Origin of the sequence: Kocuria salsicia, assembly GCF_007681555.1 — a bacterium.
In the GTDB taxonomy this organism is placed as follows: Bacteria; Actinomycetota; Actinomycetes; order Actinomycetales; family Micrococcaceae; genus Kocuria; species Kocuria salsicia.
In genome coordinates, this window is sequence record NZ_VELE01000003.1 from 204,534 (window position 1) to 225,945 (window position 21,412).

The window sequence follows — 21,412 nt, forward strand, 5'->3', positions numbered from 1 at the left end:
GGCGGGCACCCTAACCAAGCACTCGAACCCCGAGGAGCCAACGTGGCCGACAACCAATACGACATCCTGGTCCTGGGCGGAGGATCCGCCGGATACTCCGCAGCACTGCGCGCAGTCCAGTTGGGCTACAGCGTGGCTCTGGTCGAGAAGGAGAAGCTCGGCGGCACGTGCCTGCATTGGGGCTGCATCCCCACGAAGGCGTACCTGCACTCGGCTGAGCTGGCCGAGGGCGCCCGGGAGTCCGAGAAGTACGGCATCAAGGCCACCCTCGAGTCCATCGACATGGGTGCGGTGCGCGACTACAAGAACAAGATCGTGCAGGGCAAGTACAAGGGTCTGACCGGGCTCATGAAGATGCGCAAGGTGGACGTCATCGCTGGCAACGGCAAGCTCACCGGGCCCAACACGATCGACGTGGACGGCACCACCTACACCGGCAAGCACATCATCCTGGCCACCGGCTCGGTCTCCAAGACCCTCGGCATCGAGATCGGGGGCCGCGTGATGACCTCCACGGAGGCCCTGGAGATCGACTTCGTGCCCAAGTCCGCGATCGTTCTGGGCGGCGGCGTCATCGGCTGCGAGTTCGCCTCCATGTGGCGTTCCTTCGGCGTGGACGTCACCGTGATCGAGGGCCTGCCCCACCTCGTCGCCAACGAGGACCCCGCCATCATCAAGACGCTCGAGCGCGAGTTCAAGAAGCGCGGCATCAAGTACAACCTCGGCACGTTCTTCGAGAAGGTCGAGCAGAACGACGACGGTGCCAAGGTCACCCTCGCGGATGGCAAGGAGTTCGAGGCCGACGTCGTGCTCGTGGCCGTGGGCCGCGGCCCCAACACCGCGGACATGGGCTTCGAGGAGCAGGGCATCCCCATGGACCGCGGTTTCGTGACCCCGAACGAGCGGCTGCACACGGGCGTGGGCAGCATCTATGCGATCGGCGACATCGTCCCCGGCGTGCAGCTGGCACACCGCGGCTACCAGCAGGGCCGCTTCGTGGCCGAGGAGATCGCCGGGCTGAACCCCGTGGTCGTCCCGGACATCAACGTCCCCAAGGTCACCTTCACGGAGCCGGAGATCGCGTCCGTGGGCTACTCGCAGCCCAAGGCCGAGGAGAAGTTCGGCAAGGACAACGTGGAGACCTTCGAGTACAACCTGGCAGGCAACGGCAAGAGCTCGATTCTCGGCACCGGCGGCTTCATCAAGCTGGTGCGCGAGAAGGACGGCCCCATCGTCGGCTTCCACGCGATCGGCACCCGCATCAGCGAGCAGATCGGCGAGGGCCAGCTCATGGTGAACTGGGAGGCCTACCCGGAGGACGTGGCGGCGTTCGTCCACGCCCACCCCACACAGAATGAGGCCATCGGTGAGGCGGCCATGGCACTGGCCGGTATCCCGTTGCACGGCTGATCCACTGGAACCGGGTGCCCACCCTCGGGCTGGCGCCCGGTTCCCAACTCCGCGGGGGCCCGCACCCAGGCCCCCCGCACACTTTTCGAATCTTGAGAGAGGGACGGACGAAACAATGTCTGAAACCGTGAACCTGCCCGCACTGGGCGAGTCTGTCACCGAAGGTACCGTGACCCGCTGGCTGAAGCAGGTGGGCGACGAAGTGGCCGTGGACGAGCCCCTGCTGGAGGTCTCAACGGACAAGGTCGACACCGAGGTCCCCTCCCCCGTGGCCGGTGTGATCGAGAAGATCCTGGTCGAGGAGGACGAGGACGTCGAGGTCGGTGGTGCGTTGGTCGTCATCGGCGACGGCTCCGGTTCCGGCGACTCCGGTTCCGACGACGCCGGTTCCGACGACGCCGCCACGCAGGACGACGCCCCGGCGAAGGCTTCCGGGGAACCCGCCGAGCAGAAGAGCGAGCCCGAGCAGGCGCCCAAGGCTGACACGAAGCAGGCCTCGGGCAACTCGGTGGAGGTCACCCTTCCCGCACTCGGCGAGTCCGTGACCGAGGGCACCGTGACCCGCTGGCTCAAGCAGGTCGGCGAAACCATCGAGGTCGATGAGCCCCTGCTTGAGGTCTCAACCGACAAGGTCGACACCGAGGTCCCCTCCCCCGTGGCCGGCACCCTGCTGGAGATCAAGGTCCAGGAGGACGAGGACGCCGAGGTCGGCCAGGTGCTGGCGATCGTCGGCGACGAGTCCACCGCCGGGTCCTCCGACTCCGACAACGGCTCTTCGGACAACGGCTCCTCCGACCAGTCCGGAGAGACCAAGGCCGAAGCAATCGAGGACGCCGCAACCACCGCCGACTCCGGAGAGAACACCGAACAGGCCGCCGAGGCGAAGACTTCTCAGGCGCCCACGGCTGAGTCCGAGTCGGAGAAGACGCCGTCGAAGCCGGCCGAGTCCGCCCCGTCCGCGGGCAAGGATGTGCCCGGGTACGTGACGCCGCTCGTGCGCAAGCTGGCCCGCGAGAAGAACGTGGATCTCTCCACGATCTCCGGCACCGGCGTGGGGGGCCGCATCCGCAAGCAGGACGTCCTGTCCGCCGCGGAGAAGGCCGAGAAGTCCGTGGCGCCCGCCACCACGGATACCGGAGCGGACATGTCCCCGGCTGTGTCCACGCAGAGCTCCGGCAAGGCTGCTCCGGCCGCTGCCCCGGCGGCCGACCCCAAGCGCGGCACCACCGAGAAGGCCCCGCGCATCCGCATGACCATTGCCAAGCGGATGCGCGAGTCCCTCGAGGTCTCGGCGCAGCTCACGCAGGTCACCGAGGTGGACATGACCCGTGTCGCGCAGCTGCGGCAGAAGGTCAAGGACCAGTTCCAGAAGCGCGAGGGCGCCAAGCTCACCTTCATGCCCTTCTTCGCGAAGGCCGTGGCCGAAGCCCTGCAGGCGCACCCCGTGCTGAACGCGATGTTCAAGGAAGACTCCAAGGAGATCGTCTACAACTCCTCCGAGGACATCGCCATCGCCGTGGACACCCCGCGCGGACTCCTCGTGCCGGTGGTCAAGAACGCCGGCGATCTGAACCTCGGCGGTCTCGCCAAGCAGATCGCCGAGCTCGGTGGCGCCGCCAAGGACGGCAGCATCTCGCCGGATGCCCTGACCGGTGGGACGTTCACGATCACGAACATCGGGTCCTTCGGCGCGCTGTTCGACACGCCGATCATCAACCAGCCCCAGGTCGGCATCCTGGGCACGGGCTCGATCGTGAAGCGGCCCATGGTCATCGCGGACGCGGACGGCAACGACACCATCGCCATCCGTCACATGTGCTACCTGTCCCTGACCTACGACCACCGGCTCGTGGACGGCGCGGACGCCGGCCGCTTCTTGAGCACCCTCAAGAAGCGCCTCGAGGCCGGTCAGTTCGAGTCCGAGGTGGGTCTCTGAGCCTGACCGCTCGGCGGTGAGGACGGGGTCCTCGACCTCACCGCCATCCCGGTGCCCGCGGGCCCGGGCTGTCGCGTGCCGTGTGCACCCGGTGGTCCGGGCCCGCTGTCGTTCTCGAGTGTGTTTGCCTACCCCCACGCCCCGGCAGGTGTCAATGGTTCAGGCGACACTCGGTTACCCTCGAAGCATGACCTTTCTTCTCAGCCTCATGCTCTTCCTTCACATCGTGGGTGTGGCCGTCATAGTCGGCACCTGGATCTACACCATGAAGACTCCCACCGTCACGGTCAGCCAGTTCTGGGCCGCTGTGTTGATGCTCGTCACGGGCCTCGTCATGGTGGGTATCCGTGAGATGAGCGGCGGCCACGACAGCCTCAACTTCGCCAAGATCGGCGTGAAGTTCGTCATCCTCCTGGTGGTGCTAGTCGCCGCGTTCATCGGCATGCGCAAGACCCAGCGGGGCGAGCCGGAGTCCACCGGACTCGCCCACGCGGTGGGCGGCATGGCCCTCATCAACGCGGCGGTGGCCGTCTTCTGGTGAGCCGCTGACAGCTGACGAACGCCCGGGTGCCCTCACCCGGGCGTTCGGCGTTTCTTGCCCTTTCGTCCAAGTTCCCGCGGACGGTGCCGTAGGCCGCCCACCACTGATCGACGTCCCTTCAGCTCGTGCCGCCGCCGTTCCCCCACTGGTCGACGCACCCGCCCCTCGTCCCCGTGTCGTCGGCCTCCGCACGCCGCCGTCCGTGGCAGCGGCTTCGGCTCGCCCCCGGTCGTGGCCGGTCACCCCGGCGCGGTGAGCGGGGTGACGTCCGCGAGACGCCAGCCCTGCGCTGTCGCCGTGATGGTGATGCGCAGCCGTTGCCTGGCCAGGTCCCCGTCCCCTGTCACGGCGGGTCCCGTGGGCAGTGTGCCACGCCAGCCCCGGGTGACCACCTCGGCGTTGTAGGTCCTCGTGCGGGCAGCGTCGGCGGGTGAGAGGCGCGCCGCCGTGTCCGGCTTCTGCTCGGCAAGTGAGACGACCTCCATCCGGAGTTCTGAGAGCTCTGTCGTGCCGGCATCCGCCCCGCCCCGCGCAGCCGCTCGACGTATCAGGTCCTTGTCACGGGCCGCGAGACCGGACCGCGGGACGTACACCGCCTCCGCGGCGGCCTCGTCACCGGCCGCGAGCGCGGCCGCCCTCCGGGCCACGAGGTCTCCCACGGCCCCGCGAGCCTCCCGGTCCTTGTCCTGCATGCTCTCTCCCGGAGCCGTTCCCGTACCCGCGGACGATCCCCCGGACGCCGAGGGTGCCACCTGGCGAGGTGACCCGCCGCCGGTCCCCCCAGCATCCCGCGACGCGGATTCATCGGTGTTTCCCCCGGCTCCGCTGGTTCCGGACGGGTTGGCGCTCACCTCGAAGCCGCGCGCCTCATCGGGGCTGCGTGCGTCCTCGGGAGCCGCGGGCGACGCCGTGGCTCCGGTTCCGGCCACGACGTCGCCGTCGGGCCAGTTCGCGAGCACCCAGACGATCGCTGCGGCAGCGAGGACGGCCGCCGTGATCGCAAGGACGCGACGTGGACCGTGGCTCTCTCCGTCCGTGGCGGCAGTCCCGGCGGTGGCCTGCCCCACCGTCCGCGCACGTTCTCCCCCTCTGCCCTGGGACCGTTCGCTGCGTCCGCCGAGTCGGAGCGCGGCAGCGGCGAACGGGCGACGGCGCGGCCGCAGCACCGTCCCGTCGGCCCTGATCACCTCGGGTGTCATGCGCTCGGGCGGGCGACGCGCGGGCGACGGCTTCCGGACAGGTGTGTCGAATCCGGTGGCGAGCTCGTGAGCGGAGGGCCGCTGCGCGGGGTCGTCGCACAGTGCGCCCTCGAGCATCAGCACCAGGTGACGCGGCGCGTTGGGACACATGAGGCTCAGTGGCACCCGGTGCGCATCCGGGCCCGGGTAGCGTCCGGTGAGTGCGAGCCACCCTGTGACGGCAAGGTCGTGGACGTCCTGAGCCGCGCTCACCTCGGTGGAGGAACCCGCTGCCACCGGGCCCGCCTCGTCCATGTGGTGGTGGGCCCGGCCCAAGCCCACGGCCCGGTCCGCAAGCTCCTGGCGGGCGTCCGTGTCCTGGGCCTGCCCCCATGCCGGAGGCCCGGGGCGGGCACCGGCACGAACGCCGTAGCCGTCCAGCAGCGCCCTGCCGTCGGGAGTCACGAGCACATGCCGCGCACTCAGCGCGCCGTGCACCCACCCGCGCTCGTGCAGCCGTGACAGCCCCCGGGCGGCATCCGCGAGAACCGGCAGCAGAGTCTCCGGTGCCACTCGGCCCTGCTCGCCCATGATCTCGGCGAGGGGTCGAGCCTTCACGTGCTCAGCCACGAGGGCGCCCCGGTCCACTCCGTCCCCGCGGGGCGAGCCACCAGCCGGAGCTGCGGCGTTCCTGTGGATCGTCCCGTCCGCGATCACCGCCCGGACGCCCACCAGGGCGGGATGGGTCTCCTGCGCCCAGGCGTCGACGAGCGCCGCGAAGTCAGCCTCGACCGGGCGGCGTCGTTCAGGGTCCTCGGACACGGCGAACGTCACGGTGAACCCCTCGCGGGTGGACTGCTCCCGGGCGAGCCAGGTGCGGGTGCCGCCGCCCTCCGCGAGCCGCTCGACGAGTTCCAGCCCCTCCCCCTGGGCCGCACGGCGCTCCACCGCAAGCGATGGACCTCGGCCGACCACGTCGCCAACCGCGGTGGCGGCTCCGCTGGTGCCCCCGGGTGCATGCCGGTCAACGGTGCGCCCGCCGTCGACCGGACCTGGCGGCAGGTCCGCAGACGGGCCAGAAACGAGCGATGCAGCAGCGGGTGCTGCAGCATCGGGAGAGACCGGCTCGAGAGCGGGTGGCACGACTCCCCCGTGATCCAGTGGCTCCGCGGCCGAAGGTGTCCTTCGGGCCGCCCGCACCCGTTCCTCCGTGGTTCGGTGACGCCCGGTGGACCCGCCTGCCGTGTCCTCGACGTGGCCCGGACCCTGCCCGGCGTGACGGGTCCGGCCGTGGGCACGATGTTCGCTCATGACCCCACTGTGCCCGTCGGAAACCGTCTCCGCGCACGTTATCCACAGGCTGGGGAGAAGGGATAAGCTGTCCGAATGGCTCTGCACTTCGAACGCGTCGGCTTGGCACCGAACCTGGTGAACTACCGCGAGTGCCTGGACTTGCAGCGTGAGGTCCACCGGGAGGTCGTGGCCGGAACGCGCGGCAACACCGTGCTGATGGTCGAGCACGATCCCGTCTACACGGCCGGGCGCAGGACCGAGAAGCACGAGTATCCGTGGGACGGCACCGAGGTGGTGCCCATCGGCCGCGGCGGCAAACTCACCTACCACGGCCCAGGCATGCTCGTGGGCTACCCCATCGTGCGTCTGCCGATCCCCCTGGACGTCGTGCGTTTCGTGCGGGTCCTCGAAGAGGTGATCGTGGCCGTCGTGCGGGACTTCGGGGTGCCCGCCACCACCGTCGCCGGCCGTTCCGGCGCGTGGGTGCTCGCGGACGAGCGCGGACCGGACCGCAAGATCTCCGCCATCGGCGTCCAAGTCTCCAAGCGCGCCACCATGCACGGTTTTGCCCTGAACTGCTCCAACGACCTCCGTCCGTTCGGCAAGATCATCCCGTGCGGCATCACGGATGCGGGCGTCACCTCTCTCAGTGCGGAGACCGGGAATCGGATCGACCCCGTGGACGTTGTCGCGCGTATGGAGCAGGAGCTCGCGGCCCGCGAGGCAGATTTGTGCGTACCCTTCGAACCACCCACCCCCGCACCAGCACCCATGCTGCGGCACGAGTACGTCCCCACCGCCGCAAGGGAGACCACTGCCGCCCCGGACGCCATCCCCGCGTCCTGACACGCCCCAGTCGTCAACCACTCTCGACAACGGCCCCCACCACCGCACCGGGTGGGCACGGGCCACGCCAGCGTCACCAGCGAGGAGAACCCATGACCATCGCCCCCGAAGGCCGCAAGCTGCTGCGCGTGGAGGCACGCAATGCAGAGGTCCCCATCGAGAAGAAGCCGTCCTGGCTGAAGAACACCGCGAAGATGGGCCCCCAGTTCACGGAGCTGAAGTCCATGGCACGCGGCCGCGGACTCCACACGGTGTGCGAGGAGGCCGGGTGCCCCAACATCTACGAGTGCTGGGAGGACCGGGAGGCCACGTTCCTCATCGGCGGGGACACCTGCACGCGGCGCTGCGACTTCTGCGACATCGCAACGGGCAAGCCCGGCATGGTGGACGTGCAGGAGCCCCGGAAGGTCGCGGAGTCCGTGCGGGACCTGGGTCTGCGCTACGCCACCGTGACTTCAGTGGCCCGTGACGACCTCTCGGACGGCGGCGCCTGGCTGAATGCAGAGACCATCCGTGCGATCCACGCCATGAACCCCAGCACCGGCGTGGAGATCCTCATTCCCGACTTCAAGGGCCAGCCCGACGCCCTGCAGCAGGTCGTCGACGCCCAGCCCGAGGTGTTCGCGCACAACCTGGAGACCGTCCCGCGGATCTTCAAGCAGATCCGCCCGGCCTTCGCGTACGAGCGCTCCCTGGACGTCCTGACCCAGGGCAAGGACAACGGGATGATCGTGAAGTCTAACCTGATCCTCGGCATGGGCGAGACGGACGACGAGGTCTACGAGGCGCTGTGCGACCTGCACGACGCCGGCTGCGACATCATCACCCTCACCCAGTACCTGCGCCCCGGCCCCACGTTCCACCCGATCGACCGCTGGGTGAAGCCGGAAACCTTCGTGGAGCTCTCCAAGGCCGCCGAGGAGATCGGCTTCCTGGGCGTCATGGCCGGGCCGATGGTCCGTTCCAGCTACCGCGCCGGCAAGCTGTGGGCCCGCGCGATGAAGAAAATGGGCCGCGAGATCCCGGAGCACCTCTCGCACATCGACGATTCCGGCTCCGCCACGCAAGAGGCCTCGAGCCTGCTCGCCCGGCTGGGCTGAGCCGGCACCGCTCTCGCATGACGACGCCGCCCGCGACCCGGGCGGCGTCGTCATCTCCGCGCCCGTCCCCCAGCGGATAGAATGACCGCGATCCCCTACCAGCAACTGCGAGGAACCACCGTGTCACCAGCCACGTCCACCAAGGCCAAGGCCGCCGAACGCGACCGCAAGCGCGAGGAGAAGCGCCAACGCAAGGCTGCCAAGGGGCCCGGCGTCTTCGCGCAGATGAAGCAGGTCTTCCAGATGACCCGCGAGCAGGAGCCGAACATCCTGTGGTGGATGATCCTGCTGGGCCTGGGCGTGCTGCTGGTCTTCCTGCTGATCGGTGTGGCGCTCGGCAACTGGATCACGTGGCTGCTGATCGGCATCCCCTTCGCTGTGCTGGCCGCGGTGATCCTGCTCTCCCGGCGTGCTGAGCGGGCGGCGTTCTCCCGGATTGAGGGTCAGCCCGGCGCCGCCGGTGCCGCGCTGTCCACCCTCAAGCGCGGGTGGATTGTGGAGGAGGAGCCCGCGGCCATGGACCCGAAGTCCAAGGACCTGCTGTTCCGCGCCGTGGGACGCCCCGGGGTCGTCTTCATCACGGAGGGCCCGGTGAACCGCGTGGACAAGCTCGTGAAGAAGGAGCGCCGCCGGATCGGGCCCGTGATCCAGAACGTGCCCATCCACGTGATCAAGTCCGGCAACGGAGAGGGCCAGGTTCCTCTGAACAGGCTCGCCAAGACGATGCGCGGGCTCGACAACAAGCTCACCAAGCAGGAGGTGCAGGTGGTCCACCGCCGCATGAGCACCCTGCAGAACCGCCTGCCCATCCCCAAGGGCGTGGACCCCATGCGGGCACGCCCGGACCGCAAGTCCATGCGGGGCCGCTGAGCGGACTGAGACCGCGAAGAACGAGGGCGAACGGGCCGGGTCACAAGACCCGGCCCGTTTTGCGTGCCCGCACCCGATGTCAACGCCCGACGTGGGAGCCTCATGTTGGAATCCGGCGTCAGGGCAGCGGCCGCCGGCGGTGGGGCCTCGCCCCTCCTGAGCTGTCAGCGCACGCGCACCAGCACGGTGTCGACCGCGCGGTCGTGCAATCCGCGCTGGTCCTCGTCCGAGACGAGCGGGGGGATCACCAGACACAGCAGCAGGGTGCGCACGAGCGCCTTGCCGAACCCTGCCGGGCGCCCGTCCATCGTTTGCACCTGCAACCCCGTGACCCAGTGCCCGATGGTTCGCCCGAAGAGGCCGACCATGAGCACGCTGAGCACGAAGAACACGGCCAGGTTCATCAGTCCCGAGCCGTTCCAGCGGGACAGGAACAGGCCCGCGAGCACGAGCGCCAGCAGCCAGTCGATCGTTAGTGCCACCAGCCGTGCGGGGAACCGTGCGATCGAGCCGGCACCACGTTCCGGGCGCCCCCACCGCTCACCCGGGTACCGCGAGCCCTCGCGGGGTGCGCCGTCGAGCCACGAGCCCATGTCCTGCCGTGAAACCATGCCCTCAACCCTAGCCGCCCGATCCTCCGGCAGCGTCACCCGCCGGTAGAGTGGGGAGGGTACTGACCGGTCGGCGTGGCCCCACCGCGCGGGTGGCGCGTGTTACACGCACGAAACACCCGTGACACCGTCGGGCAACGCCCGGTTCCTACGCTGGACACCAGAACCGGACGCTCGCGGTGGCTCCACCCGCCGCGGCGCCGATCGGACGCCCTTACAGAAGGAGAACAGGTCCATGTTCCAATCAGCCGAAGAAGTGCTGTCGTACATCCAGGACGAGAACGTCGTCTTCGTCGATCTCCGCTTCACGGACATGCCCGGTGTGCAGCAGCACTTCAACCTGCCGGCCAAGGCGGTGGACGAGGATTTCTTCACTGACGGACAGCTGTTCGACGGCTCCTCCATCCGTGGCTTCCAGGGCATCGCCGAGTCCGACATGCAGCTCATCCCGGACCCGCAGTCCGCGTTCGTGGACCCGTTCCGCGTGGAGAAGACCTTGGTGGTCACCTGCTCCATCGTGAACCCCCGCACCGGTGAGCCCTACCACCGCGATCCCCGCGGCGTGGCCGAGCGCGCCGAGGCGTACCTCGCCTCCACCGGCATCGCGGACACCGCGAACTTCGCCTCCGAGGCCGAGTTCTTCATCTTCGACGACGCCCGCTTCCAGGTGGAGCCGCAGTCCACGTTCTACAAGATCGACTCCGAGGAAGCACCGTGGAACAGCGGTCGCGAGGAGGAGGGCGGCAACCTCGCCAACAAGACCGCGGTCAAAGGGGGCTACTTCCCCGTCTCCCCCGTGGACAAGCAGGCGGACCTGCGTGACGCCATGTGCGTGGCGCTGGACGACATCGGCCTGGAGGTGGAGCGCTCCCACCACGAGGTGGGCGCTTCCGGCCAGGCGGAGATCAACTACAAGTTCTCCACCCTCACCGCAGCCGCGGACGACCTGCTGAAGTTCAAGTACGTCATCAAGAACACCGCGGACGCGTTCGGCAAGACCGCCACGTTCATGCCCAAGCCCGTGTTCAACGACAACGGCTCAGGCATGCACTGCCACCAGTCCCTGTGGAAGGGTGGCGAGCCGCTGTTCTACGACGAGAAGGGCTACGCGGGCCTCTCGGACGTGGCGCGCTGGTACATCGGCGGCCTGCTGGAGCACTCCTCCGCAGTCCTGGCGTTCACCAACCCGACCGTGAACTCCTACCGTCGTCTGGTCAAGGGCTACGAGGCCCCCGTGAACATGGTGTACTCGCAGGGCAACCGGTCCGCGGGCATCCGCATCCCGATCACGGGCACGAACCCCAAGGCCAAGCGTCTGGAGTTCCGCGCCCCGGACCCCTCGTGCAACCCGTACCTGGCGTTCGCCGCGCAGCTGATGGCTGGCCTGGACGGCATCCGCAACCGCATCGAGCCCGCGGATCCCATCGACAAGGACCTCTACGAGCTTCCGCCAGAGGAGGCCAAGGACATCAAGAAGGCCCCGGGCACCCTCGAGGAGGCCCTGAAGGCGCTCGAGGAGGACCACGAGTTCCTGCTCGCCGGTGACGTCTTCACCGAGGACCTCATCGAGTCCTGGATCGAGTACAAGCGCGAGAACGAGCTCAAGCCGCTCTCCCTGGTCCCCCATCCCCTGGAGTTCCAGCTGTACTACGGCGTGTGATCCCACACCCGGATCGGTCGAGGGCCCCGCTCGTGACGAGCGGGGCCCTCGCTCCGTCTCCACCTCTTGGGAACCGTCAACCGGTCCCAGAGCACCGCCCGGGTACCAGCTGCCCGTCACGGTCCCCGGGGTGGCGCCGCCGCGGGCAGGCACGGCGGCGTCCGGAAGCAGGGACGACGACGTCGTGCTCTACAGCACCGCGGTGCGGCCGCGGCTGTGTGCCTGGGCGCGGGCGATGCGCCGGGTCGCAGGGTCGAGCACCCACAGGTACACGCCGTAGGTGCAAGCCACGAGTGCTGCAATCACGCGGGCGGCCAGGAGGTTGAGATCCAGATAGGGGAAGACGTCCAGCTGGTCCGCCACGGCATAGACGGTGAAGAACGCCGTGATAAAAAACAGGACGTCCACCTGCCAGTCGTCGCGGATGCCGGTGATCGCGAACAGCGGTATGAGCCACACCACGTACCAGGCCTGGATGATCGGGGACAGCAGCACGAAGGCCGCGAGCGCCCACGCGAGGCGCCGGAAGATCCTGGTGTCGCGGCCCACGAACATCAGCACCACAACCACCAGGGCGGCCAGTGCCGTGCCTGCGGCGTGCACGGCATCCATCCAGGCGGAGCCGTTGAGACCCCACGAGCTTCCCACGAGTTGCGCGAAGAGCCCGAGAAGGCCGATGGGTGCGTACCAGATGTACACGGTGCCGGGGGTGGACACCGCGGAGACCCAGCCGAAACCGAATCCGTTGAGCAGCCCCATGAGCCCCAGCAGGGCTAGGGAGTACGCCAGAGTGAGCGCCCAGACCACGAACCGGCGGGGCCAGGATGCGTTGCGCCCGGCCCACAGCAGGCCCACGAACGGTAGGAAGACCAGGGTGATGGGCTTGATAGCCACGGACAGCGTCACGAGCGTGGTGCCGAGAAGCCCGCCCTTCCAGTTGCGCTGCACCGCGGCGGCGTAGGTTCCGAGCAGGGCGAGAGCCAGCATGATGGCGTCGTTGTGCGCGGAGACCACGAAGTTGGTGAGGAACAGCGGGTTGGCCACCGAGAGCCACATCGCGCGGCGCGGGTTCACGCCGTGCAGCCGCGCCAGGCGAGGGATCACCCACATGCACGCGATGACCGCCAGCACGCACATGCCGCGGAACAGCAGCACGGACGCGTCCGGGTCCGTGCGAGTGACCGTAACCACGAGCTGCTCGAGCCACAGGAACACGGGCCCGTACGGGGGCGGCGACTGCGCCCAGAACTGGTCGGCGCCGAGCTGAAAGAAGTTGTCGATCGAGGAGACCCCGGACTCGTAGGGATTCAGCCCGTTGAGCATCACGCGCCCCTGGCCGATGTACGAGTACACGTCCCTGCTGAACAGGGGGATGCTCACGAGCATGGGCAGGGTCCACGCGCCGATCGCGATGAGCACCCATCGGGCGCTGGCGGGACCCCAGGGGTCGAGCTTCTGGCCGAGACGCAGCCACTGCCGCACCAGGAGCATGGCCCCGAGCGCCAGCGCGAGCACCGAAACGACGACGCCCATGGTTTCGAACCGCATCCAGATGATCAGGGGGTTGCGGCGAAGCCCCGAGACGCTCGCCAGCCACCCGACCCCCAGCGAGCCGAACGCGAGCATGAGCGATCCGAGGGTCCCCATCAGCACGGTGCGCGTGAGTGAGGACGCGCTGGTGTCCTCGGGTGCCAGGCAGCTGGGGTCTTGGTGGCCGGGGGCGGGTGCCACCGGCTGCCCGGCCTTCCTGGACGTGGTGCGCACTGCGAGGGCCTCCCGGTGGTCGTTGCGTCGGTAGCGGTCGTGGCCGCCCGCGGGCGGTGCCGGCCGCGCGAGAGTCGCGGGGGCGGCGTCGGGCCCGATCCTACCGCGCGTGCGGACGCCGCCGACCGCGCGCAGTCGGGTGCGCGGGTGGGAACCGGGCGGGAACGACGCGATAGATTGGAGGGGTGACGACTGGAAACCGGAGAATAGTGTGGATCGACTGCGAGATGACGGGGCTGTCCCTGTCCGATGACGCGTTGATCGAGGTGGCCGCGCTCGTGACCGACGACGAGCTCAACGTGCTGGGCGAGGGCGTGGATGTGGTGATCAAGCCGCCGCAGACCGCCCTGGAGCAGATGAACGACTTCGTACGGAACATGCACGCGACGTCCGGGCTGCTGCCCGAGCTCGACAGCGGCACAGACATGGCCACCGCGCAGGCAAAGGTCCTCGACTACATCCGCGAGTGGGTGCCCGAGCCCGGCAAGGCGCCCTTGGGCGGCAACTCTGTGGGCACCGACAAGACGTTCCTCTCCCGTGACATGCCCGAGCTCGTGGACCACCTGCACTACCGGATCATCGACGTCTCCACGATCAAGGAGCTCGCTCGGCGCTGGTACCCGCGGGCGTACTTCCAGGCCCCGGAGAAGACTGGCAACCACCGCGCGCTCGGGGACATCGAGGACTCCATCGACGAGCTTCGCTACTACCGCCACATCCTGTTCCCCGGTGAGCCGGGCCCCACGTCCGACGACGCCCGGCGGGTCGCCGCGCTCATCAAGGCCTCCCCCACGCGCACGGCCGAGCGCGGCTAGCGGCCGCCCCCGCGGGCGGCGGGCGCCGGATGCGCGCAGAGGGCCTCGGGTGCGCTATAGTGGTCGTCGTTGCCCGGCGGGACGGAAACGTTGCGCGGTGGCACGCATGGTGGGCGTAGCTCAGTCGGCAGAGCGCCTGGTTGTGGTCCAGGAGGTCGCGGGTTCAACCCCCGTCGCTCACCCCACGAAGAACAGAACGCGGCACCCCGTACGGGGTGCCGCGTTCTGCATGCCCGGGCCCGGGCCCGCCTCGACGGGCGCCGCGGCACAGGGCGGTGGCGCTACGGCTTGAGCACCACCTTGATGCAGCCGTCCTTCTTCTCCTGGAACATCTTGTAGGCGTCCGGCGCCTCGTCCAGGGACACATGGTGTGTGGCCAGGGACTCCAGCCCGAGGACGTCCTCGGACCGGCTCGCGATCTCCAGAAGCTCGCCCGTCCAGCGGCGCACGTGGCACTGGCCCATGCGCATAGTGATGCCCTTGTCGAACATCTCCATCATGGGCATGGGATCCGCCATGCCTCCGTACACGCCGGAAACCGACACGGTGCCCGCACGGCGCACGCTGTGGATGGCCGTGTGCAGGGCGTCCAGGCGGTCGATGCCCGCGGTCTCGATGGCCTTGCGCCCCAGGGCCTTGGGCAGTCGTGCCGCACCGGCGACGACCTTCTCGGCGATCGGGTTGCCGTGAGCCTCCATGCCCACGGCGTCGAGAACACCGTCCGGACCGCGCCCGTCGGTCATGTCCCTGAGGGTGTCCGAGACGTCGTCCACCTCGCGCAGATCCACGATCTCCGCGCCCCAGCTCTTCGCCAGAGCCAGGCGCTCGTCCACGAGGTCCACGGCGATGATGCGTTTCACGCCCTGCAGTGCGGCGGAACGCACCGCCAGCTGGCCCACGGGACCGAGGCCCAGCACCGCGAGGGTGTCCTCCTCCCCCACGTTCGCGTACTTCACGCCCTGCCACGCCGTGGGCAGGATGTCGCTGAGGTAGAGGAAGCGCTCGTCCTCGAAGTCCTGGGGCAGCTTCACAGGGCCGAAGTCCGCGTGCGGCACGCGGACCATCTCGGCCTGCCCGCCGGGCACCGAGCCGTAGAGGGAGGAGAAGCCGAACAGGGCGGCGCCGGTGCCCATCTCACGGATCTGCGTGGTCTCGCACGCTGCGAACAGCCCGCGGTCGCACATCCAGCAGTGGCCGCACGCGATCACGAACGGCACCACCACGCGGTCCCCGGGACGCAGGCTGGAGACCCCGGAACCGACCTCCTCCACGACGCCCATGAACTCGTGGCCCAGCACGTAGTCCTTCTGCAGGTACGGGGCCAGCACCCCATAGAGGTGCAGGTCCGAGCCGCAGATGGCCGTGGAGGTTACCCGCACGATCGCGTCGGTGGGGTCCTGCAGTACGGGGTCGGGAACGTTCTCAACCCGGACGTCGCCGAGTCCTTGCCATGTCAGTGCTCGCATGTGGCCAGTCAACCACCAACGCCGTGAAATGACACCACCCCTGCGGGGGCGGTTGCGGCTCCGCAGGGGTGGTACTGGTGCGCGGGTCTCAGAAGACGGGCTTACCGCCGGTCACGCCGATCACCGTGCCCGAGACGTAGGAGGCCTCCGCGGGGCTCGCGAGGAACACGAACGCCCCGGCGAGCTCGGAGGGCTGGCCCGCGCGGCCCAGCGGGGTGTCCCCGCCGAACGAGGGCATGCCCTCCCCGGCCTTGGTGGCGGGCTGCAGGGGGGTCCAGATGGGCCCGGGCGCCACCGCGTTGACGCGGATGCCCTTCTCCCCCAGCTCACTGGCCAGGTTGACCGTGAAATTGTTGATCGCGGCCTTGGTGGAGGCGTAGTCGATCAGGTTCTCGGAGGGGTCGTAGGCCTGGATGGAGCTCACGTTGATGATCGAGGAGCCCTCCTTCAGGTAGGACAGCGCCTGCTGGGAGACCCAGAACAGCGCGTAGAGGTTGGTCTTGAAGACCCGGTCCATCTCCTCCGTCTTCAGCCCCTGCAAGCCACCGTCACGCCGAGCCCACTGGAACCCGGCGTTGTTCACGAGGACGTCGAGGCCGCCCAGCTTCTCCGCCGCCTGGTCCACGACGCCGCGCGCGTGGGACTCCTCGCGCAGGTCTGCCGGGAGCAGGACGGCCTTGCGTCCGGCCTCCTCAATCCACTGCCGGGTGTCCTGTGCGTCCGACTCCTCTTCTGGGAGGTAGTTGATGGCCACGTCCGCGCCCTCGCGGGCGAACGCGATGGCCACGGCGCGGCCGATCCCGGAGTCACCGCCGGTCACGAGGGCCTTGAGACCGTCCAGTCGCCCGCGTCCCACCCAGGTCTGCTCGCCGTGGTCCGGCAGCGGGTCCATGTCCGTGGTCAGCCCCGGAGGGGTCTGCTCCTGCTCGGGGAAGCCGCCGTCCTCGCCGGCGAGCTGCTGGGCCTTCTTCTGTGCTGCGTACTCGTCTTCGCTCATGCGCCCATTGTGCCCCGGGGCGGCGAGGCTCGTCACCCACCTGCAGAGGCAGGGCGTGCGAACCCACCGTCGGCACCGCGCAGGACAGGCCACCCAGCGGGGAGGGAGTGGCTCACGCGAAGAGGATGCGCTGCTGCTGGCTCGAGGGGTCCATCCCGTGTTGCACGCCCCACAGCACGGCCTGGCTGCGGCGCTCCACGCCCATCTTGCGGTAGGCGGAGCGGATGTAGGACTTCACGGAGTTGATGCTGAGGTAGCAGTTGCGGGCGATCTCGTCATTGGTGAAGCCCTGGGTGATGAGCGCAATCACCTCGGCCTCGCGCGCTGAGAGACCGGTCCTCCGGCCGGGCCAGTCCGGCGGGGTGACGTCCTCGCGCACGGGCTCAGGCTCCACCACGCGCTCGCCCTCGTGCACGCGCACCAGGGCGTCGCCGAGGTCCTGCGCGCTGAGCTCCTTGGACAGGAACCCGTCCATGCCCATGGCCAGGGCTTCGTCCACACGCTGCGCGCTGACGTTCCAGGTGTACATGACCACCCTGCGGAAGCGGGCCTCCCCCAGCAGCCGCATCACGTCCCGTGTGCCGCGCCCGGTGGCTGCGAAGGCGTCGTAGAGCACCACGTCCACGTCCTGCTCCGGCAGCAGACCGGAGTCCAGCTCCACCACGTCGAGCCGGGGGTGGCGGCGCAGCATGTGCGCCACGCCCTCGACCACCACCGGGTAGTCGTTGATCAGGGCCAGGGAGATGTCAGGACGTTCGGAACTCACCACACGAGCATAATGGTAAGTTCACGCACTACCGCCCGAATCCCGGGCGGTCTCGCGCCAGCGTCCGCCCTCCCGCACGATGAGTCCGCGGGAGGCGAACTCCCGCAACCAGCCCTCCATGGGCTCGAAGCCCCAGGTGTCCTGGAACAGGGCCGCATTGCGGACGATGGCGGAGACGTGCTGCACGGGCGGGGACTGCGTGGGGTGGTACTGGTGGTACGCCGTGGCTCCCCCGAGCCACCACAGCGTTCCCCCGGCGGCCGCCAGCCGCTGACCGAAGTCCGTGTCCTCTCCGCCGTAGCCCACGTAACGCTCGTCGAAGCCGCCGGCGAGGTCCCACGTGCTGACCGTGCACGCCAGGGACAGGGACCACAGCATGCGGGGGTCGGCCGCCTCGAGCGCCCCGGGCTCCGGCAGCACCCGCGCCGGGTGGTCTCGGCCCAGCCGCGCCACGGCCTGCGGGGTGTGCTCGGCCTCCGACATACCCTCGGGCAGGTACTGCACGCGTCCGCTCACCACGGCCGGGGCGCCGTCCAGCTCCCGGAGGGCCCACGTGTAGTCGCGCACCAGGTGCTCGTGGGGCAGGCAGTCCACGTCGAGCAGCACCACGGTGTCCGCGCCGAGCTCCGCGGCCCGCCGCACTCCGGCGTTGCGCGCCGCGGCCAAAGGCAGCTCCGCCGCCGGGGGCAGCTCCACGAGCTCGCTCGGCACGTTCGGGTGCTGGGCCACCACGTCCCGGATCCCGGGGTCCCCCATGCTCACGACCACGTGGGCCAGGGGTGCCTCGCTCTGCGCGGCGAGCCACTCGCGCTGACGCCGCAGGTGCGTGCGCCGGCCGCTGGCGATGGTCACGACGGCCGCGCTCACCGGACCCCACCGCCCAGCAGCTCCTCCATGGCGCGGGCCGCGCGGTGCGCTCCATCACCGTGACGCCACCGTTCCCACCGCTCGCCGCCGAGGGTGAGGGCACGCGCGAACAGCCCGGGCCACTCGTGCGCCTCGGGCCAGTGCGCAAGCCCCACGCAGATCCCGGCCCGGTCCAGGGCAGCCGCGGTGGCCTCCTGCTCGTCGTGCGGGCGCGGCTGCGCGACGACCACTGCGTGAGCCTGCACCGCCGAGAGCTCGGCCACGGCGTTGTTCCCGCCGTGGGTCACCACCACGGTGGCCTCGTGCAGCTCCCGCCACAGGTCCGGTGAGGGTGCGTCCGGGGTGCGCACGGTCCAGGCCCAGCCCGGGGTCGCGGCGCGGGCGGCGTCGATCTGGGCGTCCCCCACCTCGGTGCCACCGCGCCCCCACACGACCAGCACGCGGCGTCCGGGCGCGACGGCGCCTGGGCCGTCCTCGCCGCCTGCGGGAACGACGCCGCTCGAGCTGTTTTCCTGCAGCTCGGGGGCAACGCCAGCAGGGTCGGGGGCAGGCAGCTCGCGCGTGACCCCGGTGGGGCCGGCGTCCCGCGGCGCGGGGGCGACCGGCTCGTCGAAACGGGAGATGGCCCCGGTGAAGGTGGTCTTGCGGGTCCACTCCTCGGGCCAGTAGGGCTCCGCCGTCTCGCGGGACCACGGCGCGATCAGGGCCGTGGCGGCGTCGTAGGCGGCGCGGTGCGTGCGGTCGGTGCGGTCCCCGCGCATCGCGAGGACCACCGTGGGCACACCCATGAGCCGGGCCAGCAGGGTCACTTCGGCTGAGGTGTCCGTGACCATGAGGTCCACGTCCGAGCGCAGCCGTTCGGCGATCAGGCCCAGGCGCTCGCGGTGACCGGGGTGGCCCAGCGGGGCCCAGTGCAGCACGCCGTGGGCGGTGGGGTCCACCGGGTGCTCGGTGGTGTCCTCCGGCAGCCGCACCCACTCACCCGGCCACCCCTCGGGGCGCTCGAGCGTGCTGAACCCGACGACGGGCACGGTGAGTTCGCGTGCGATCTGCGTGGCGCGGTTGCGGTGACCGAGACCGTGGTGGTGGACGTAGTAGCCGATCACGCGCCCACCAGCTCCCGGTAGAGATCGACGTACGCGTCCACCGTGACGTCCAGCGAGCAGTGCTCGAGCGCGTAGCGGCGCACCCGTGCACGGTCCATGGCCACGACCAGCGGCAGCATGGCCGCGGCCGCGGCCACGGTCTCCGCCTCGCTCGCCCCGGGCTGGGACGTGAGGCCCCCGGGGAAGCGGACGATCTCGCTCAGCCCGCCGCGTGCCACAGCGAGCACAGGAGTGCCGCACGCCATGGCTTCGGCGGCCACGAGACCGTACGGCTCCTCCCATGCAGGGGTCACGAGGCTCGCCGCGCTGTGGCCCGCGAGATCCCGCAGCTGCCCGGTGTCCAGGTGGCCCACGTAGGTGATCCTCTCGTTGAGCAGCGGCTTGAGCCGGGTCTCGAAGTACTGCCGGTCCGCGATCGGACCGGCGATCCGCAACCGTCTCCCGGCCCGGCTGGCGATCAGCGCCGCGATGTGAGGTGCCTTCTCCGGGACGATGCGCCCGGACCACGCGAGGGTGTCCCCGCCGGGGCCGGGGCGCCACTCGTGCGGGTCCACCCCGTTGCGGATCACGCGCGCGGAGGTGATGGTGCTCCACAGCTGCGCCACGGAGTCGCTGACGGCCACGGTGTGCGCGGTAGGCGTGAGCCGCAGCGCGGGCTCCAGCCACGGCGTGGCCGGGGTGTGCAGCGTGGTCAGCAACGGCTGCTGGATGGCACCGGACATCACGATCGGCAGGAAGTGCAGCGAGTTGTTGTGCACCACGTCGATGTCCGGCCGGGACGCGAACGCCCGCATCACCTGCAGGTAGGAGAACGTCTCCCTCACCTGCGCCTCGGGCGGCATGGAGACGTCGTTGCGGGCCTCGTCGCTGAGCACGAGCGGCTCCACGTCCAGCTCATCGATCCCCAGCGAGGGGTCCGAGCCGGGCGCGGCGAAGACGACCACCTCGATCCCGCGGCGCTTCAGCCCCCGTGCCAGGTGCCACGTGAAGGACTCCAGTCCGCCCGAGAACGGCGGCGCAACGGGGAACCGGTCGTGCGCGAGCAGCGCGACCTTCATCCGGACCACCCGTCCTCGCCGGCGACCGCCACCAGCGCGCGTCGGTACACCCGCTCGTGGGCGGCGGCGGTACGACGTCGCTGCTCTGCACGCTGCTCGGCGCTCGCCTGCCACCGACCGGACCCGGGCAGACTCGCGAGCGCGGCCAGGATCTGGTCCTCCCGCGGTTCGCCGGCGTCGTCCCACTCGAACGCCAGCACCCCCGGGTGCTGGTCGTGGTAGAAGCCCACCGTGGGCGCCAGCACGCGGGTCCCGAGGTCGTGGCACAGCTCGAGCCAGCCGGAGTGCGTGCCGAAGCGGTAGGTGAGCACGGAGAGGTCGAGGCCGCGCAGGTAGTCCTCCAGCTCCGCGTCGTCGTAGATCTCGTGCACGTGCACCCGCACGTTGGGGATCTCCTCCGCGCGGGACAGAAGGTCGACGACGTCGCCGTCCCAGTGGCGCGCACCGGGCGTCACCACGTCCGTGTGGGCGTCGAGCACTAGCCGGATCTCACCGCGCGCCGCCGCGGCCACGAGCAGCCGGGCGACCGGGAGCGGATTCATGTTGGGGCGCATGCTCTTCACGTGCAGCCCCACCACGGGCACGCCCCCCACCGGCGGGTGCTCGTGCCACCGCTCCAGCGGGAGCAGGTGGGGGTGCGGGATCACCTCCGCGACGCGACCCCATCGCCGCGCGATCTCCAGGGCGGCGCCGTCGGTCAGGGTGATGAGCTCGTCCGCGGCCGGGACCAGGACGTCCAGGGCCGCGTCCTGCGTGGCAGGGTCCACCTGGTGGGGGTTGCGCAGGTCGTGGACCGTGTAGACGAACGCCTTGCCGTGCTCGTGCAGGGTGTCCACGATGCGCTGCAGGTCCTCGGGGGCGACCTGGTCGAAACCGAAGTGCAGGTGGTAGAGGTCGAACTCGTCCGCGTGCTCGCGGATCCAGGCGTCGTCGAGCATCACCAGCGGCCACCACGGGGCGCCCGGAACGGGGTGCGCCGGCGCGGGGTCCGGAAGCCGGTGGACGCCCGTCTCACCGGCGGGGTCGCTCAGGTGCCGGACGTACGCGTGGCCGTGGGGCAGGGACGCGATCCTCACTCGGTGGAACCTCCTGCGCTCGGGACGGACGACGGTGGACTGCAGAACACGC

At 69.9% G+C, this 21,412-nt stretch carries 18 protein-coding genes and 1 tRNA gene; 9 read left to right on the forward strand and 10 right to left on the reverse strand.

Annotated elements, in window-relative coordinates; all coding sequences use genetic code 11:
- Positions 1-42: 42 nt before the first annotated feature.
- From lpdA to FS770_RS07335, 3 genes are all read left to right on the forward strand, one after another.
- Positions 43-1,410, forward strand: a complete 1,368-nt coding sequence (gene lpdA, locus FS770_RS07325; RefSeq protein ID WP_144942815.1) for a dihydrolipoyl dehydrogenase — start codon at positions 43-45, stop codon at positions 1,408-1,410.
- Positions 1,411-1,525: 115 nt separating this feature from the next.
- A complete protein-coding gene (sucB, locus tag FS770_RS07330; protein ID WP_144942814.1) occupies positions 1,526-3,346 on the forward strand; it encodes a 2-oxoglutarate dehydrogenase, E2 component, dihydrolipoamide succinyltransferase in 1,821 nt (606 codons plus the stop codon).
- A gap of 187 nt (positions 3,347-3,533) precedes the next feature.
- Positions 3,534-3,887, forward strand: a complete 354-nt coding sequence (locus FS770_RS07335; protein WP_145010851.1) for a hypothetical protein — start codon at positions 3,534-3,536, stop codon at positions 3,885-3,887.
- A gap of 239 nt (positions 3,888-4,126) precedes the next feature.
- Here FS770_RS07335 and FS770_RS07340 read toward each other — a convergent pair whose 3' ends face one another.
- Positions 4,127-6,013, reverse strand: a complete 1,887-nt coding sequence (locus FS770_RS07340) for a serine/threonine-protein kinase (protein ID WP_145010853.1) — start codon at positions 6,011-6,013, stop codon at positions 4,127-4,129.
- 438 nt (positions 6,014-6,451) lie between these two features.
- Here FS770_RS07340 and lipB point away from each other — a divergent pair, with 438 nt between their 5' ends.
- The 3 genes from lipB (at position 6,452) to FS770_RS07355 (ending at position 9,174) form a co-directional block, all read left to right on the forward strand.
- Positions 6,452-7,204 (forward strand): lipoyl(octanoyl) transferase LipB, encoded by a 753-nt coding sequence (gene lipB / locus FS770_RS07345; RefSeq protein ID WP_144942811.1) that lies wholly within the window; start codon positions 6,452-6,454, stop codon positions 7,202-7,204.
- 92 nt (positions 7,205-7,296) lie between these two features.
- Positions 7,297-8,304, forward strand: a complete 1,008-nt coding sequence (gene lipA / locus FS770_RS07350) for a lipoyl synthase (RefSeq protein WP_144942810.1) — start codon at positions 7,297-7,299, stop codon at positions 8,302-8,304.
- Between the two features lie 120 nt (positions 8,305-8,424).
- Positions 8,425-9,174, forward strand: coding sequence for a DUF4191 domain-containing protein (locus FS770_RS07355; RefSeq protein WP_144942809.1), 750 nt, complete (start codon positions 8,425-8,427; stop codon positions 9,172-9,174).
- A gap of 164 nt (positions 9,175-9,338) precedes the next feature.
- On the opposite strand, the gene FS770_RS07360 is transcribed toward FS770_RS07355, so the two are convergent.
- Entirely contained in the window at positions 9,339-9,785 is a 447-nt protein-coding gene (locus FS770_RS07360; RefSeq protein ID WP_144942808.1) for an RDD family protein, read from the reverse strand.
- A 235-nt stretch (positions 9,786-10,020) separates the two neighbouring features.
- On the opposite strand from FS770_RS07360, the gene glnA reads away from it, so the two are divergent.
- Positions 10,021-11,445, forward strand: a complete 1,425-nt coding sequence (glnA, locus tag FS770_RS07365) for a type I glutamate--ammonia ligase (RefSeq protein ID WP_144942807.1) — start codon at positions 10,021-10,023, stop codon at positions 11,443-11,445.
- A 189-nt stretch (positions 11,446-11,634) separates the two neighbouring features.
- Here glnA and mptB read toward each other — a convergent pair whose 3' ends face one another.
- Positions 11,635-13,209 carry a polyprenol phosphomannose-dependent alpha 1,6 mannosyltransferase MptB gene (gene mptB, locus FS770_RS07370; protein ID WP_244944805.1) on the reverse strand — a complete coding sequence of 525 codons (1,575 nt, stop codon included), beginning with the start codon at positions 13,207-13,209 and terminating at the stop codon, positions 11,635-11,637.
- A gap of 185 nt (positions 13,210-13,394) precedes the next feature.
- On the opposite strand from mptB, the gene orn reads away from it, so the two are divergent.
- The gene (gene orn / locus FS770_RS07375; RefSeq protein WP_260983375.1) at positions 13,395-14,024 is read left to right on the forward strand and encodes an oligoribonuclease; all 630 of its coding nucleotides are present in this window, start codon (positions 13,395-13,397) and stop codon (positions 14,022-14,024) included.
- 109 nt (positions 14,025-14,133) lie between these two features.
- A tRNA-His gene (locus tag FS770_RS07380) sits at positions 14,134-14,209 on the forward strand.
- A gap of 96 nt (positions 14,210-14,305) precedes the next feature.
- Here the strand turns inward: FS770_RS07380 and FS770_RS07385 are convergent.
- The 7 genes from FS770_RS07385 to FS770_RS07415 all read right to left on the reverse strand — a co-directional run bounded on the left by FS770_RS07385 (position 14,306) and on the right by FS770_RS07415 (position 21,360).
- Positions 14,306-15,490, reverse strand: coding sequence for a zinc-dependent alcohol dehydrogenase (locus tag FS770_RS07385; RefSeq protein ID WP_144942806.1), 1,185 nt, complete (start codon positions 15,488-15,490; stop codon positions 14,306-14,308).
- 88 nt (positions 15,491-15,578) lie between these two features.
- A complete protein-coding gene (locus FS770_RS07390) occupies positions 15,579-16,487 on the reverse strand; it encodes an SDR family oxidoreductase (RefSeq protein ID WP_144942805.1) in 909 nt (302 codons plus the stop codon).
- A 112-nt stretch (positions 16,488-16,599) separates the two neighbouring features.
- The gene (locus FS770_RS07395; RefSeq protein ID WP_144942804.1) at positions 16,600-17,253 is read right to left on the reverse strand and encodes a response regulator transcription factor; all 654 of its coding nucleotides are present in this window, start codon (positions 17,251-17,253) and stop codon (positions 16,600-16,602) included.
- A 21-nt stretch (positions 17,254-17,274) separates the two neighbouring features.
- Positions 17,275-18,105, reverse strand: a complete 831-nt coding sequence (locus FS770_RS07400; RefSeq protein ID WP_244944806.1) for a glycosyltransferase family 2 protein — start codon at positions 18,103-18,105, stop codon at positions 17,275-17,277.
- A gap of 11 nt (positions 18,106-18,116) precedes the next feature.
- Complete coding sequence (locus tag FS770_RS07405) at positions 18,117-19,226, reverse strand: glycosyltransferase (RefSeq protein ID WP_144942802.1); 1,110 nt, start codon at positions 19,224-19,226, stop codon at positions 18,117-18,119.
- Positions 19,223-20,284 (reverse strand): glycosyltransferase, encoded by a 1,062-nt coding sequence (locus tag FS770_RS07410; protein ID WP_144942801.1) that lies wholly within the window; start codon positions 20,282-20,284, stop codon positions 19,223-19,225. The genes FS770_RS07405 and FS770_RS07410 overlap by 4 nt, the downstream gene beginning before the upstream one ends.
- On the reverse strand, positions 20,281-21,360 hold the full coding sequence (locus FS770_RS07415) for a glycosyltransferase family 1 protein (protein WP_144942800.1): 1,080 nt from the start codon (positions 21,358-21,360) through the stop codon (positions 20,281-20,283). The genes FS770_RS07410 and FS770_RS07415 overlap by 4 nt, the downstream gene beginning before the upstream one ends.
- Between the last annotated feature and the right edge of the window lie 52 nt (positions 21,361-21,412).

What these genes read in the sequence shown, in the direction of transcription:
- sucB (WP_144942814.1), top strand. Translation starts at nt 1,526, where the DNA reads ATGTCTGAAACCGTGAACCTGCCCGCACTGGGCGAGTCTGTCACCGAA.
- FS770_RS07335 (WP_145010851.1), top strand. Translation starts at nt 3,534, where the DNA reads ATGACCTTTCTTCTCAGCCTCATGCTCTTCCTTCACATCGTGGGTGTG.
- lipB (WP_144942811.1), top strand. Translation starts at nt 6,452, where the DNA reads ATGGCTCTGCACTTCGAACGCGTCGGCTTGGCACCGAACCTGGTGAAC.
- lipA (WP_144942810.1), top strand. Translation starts at nt 7,297, where the DNA reads ATGACCATCGCCCCCGAAGGCCGCAAGCTGCTGCGCGTGGAGGCACGC.
- FS770_RS07360 (WP_144942808.1), bottom strand. Translation starts at nt 9,785, where the DNA reads ATGGTTTCACGGCAGGACATGGGCTCGTGGCTCGACGGCGCACCCCGC.
- glnA (WP_144942807.1), top strand. Translation starts at nt 10,021, where the DNA reads ATGTTCCAATCAGCCGAAGAAGTGCTGTCGTACATCCAGGACGAGAAC.
- FS770_RS07385 (WP_144942806.1), bottom strand. Translation starts at nt 15,490, where the DNA reads ATGCGAGCACTGACATGGCAAGGACTCGGCGACGTCCGGGTTGAGAAC.
- FS770_RS07390 (WP_144942805.1), bottom strand. Translation starts at nt 16,487, where the DNA reads ATGAGCGAAGACGAGTACGCAGCACAGAAGAAGGCCCAGCAGCTCGCC.
- FS770_RS07410 (WP_144942801.1), bottom strand. Translation starts at nt 20,284, where the DNA reads ATGAAGGTCGCGCTGCTCGCGCACGACCGGTTCCCCGTTGCGCCGCCG.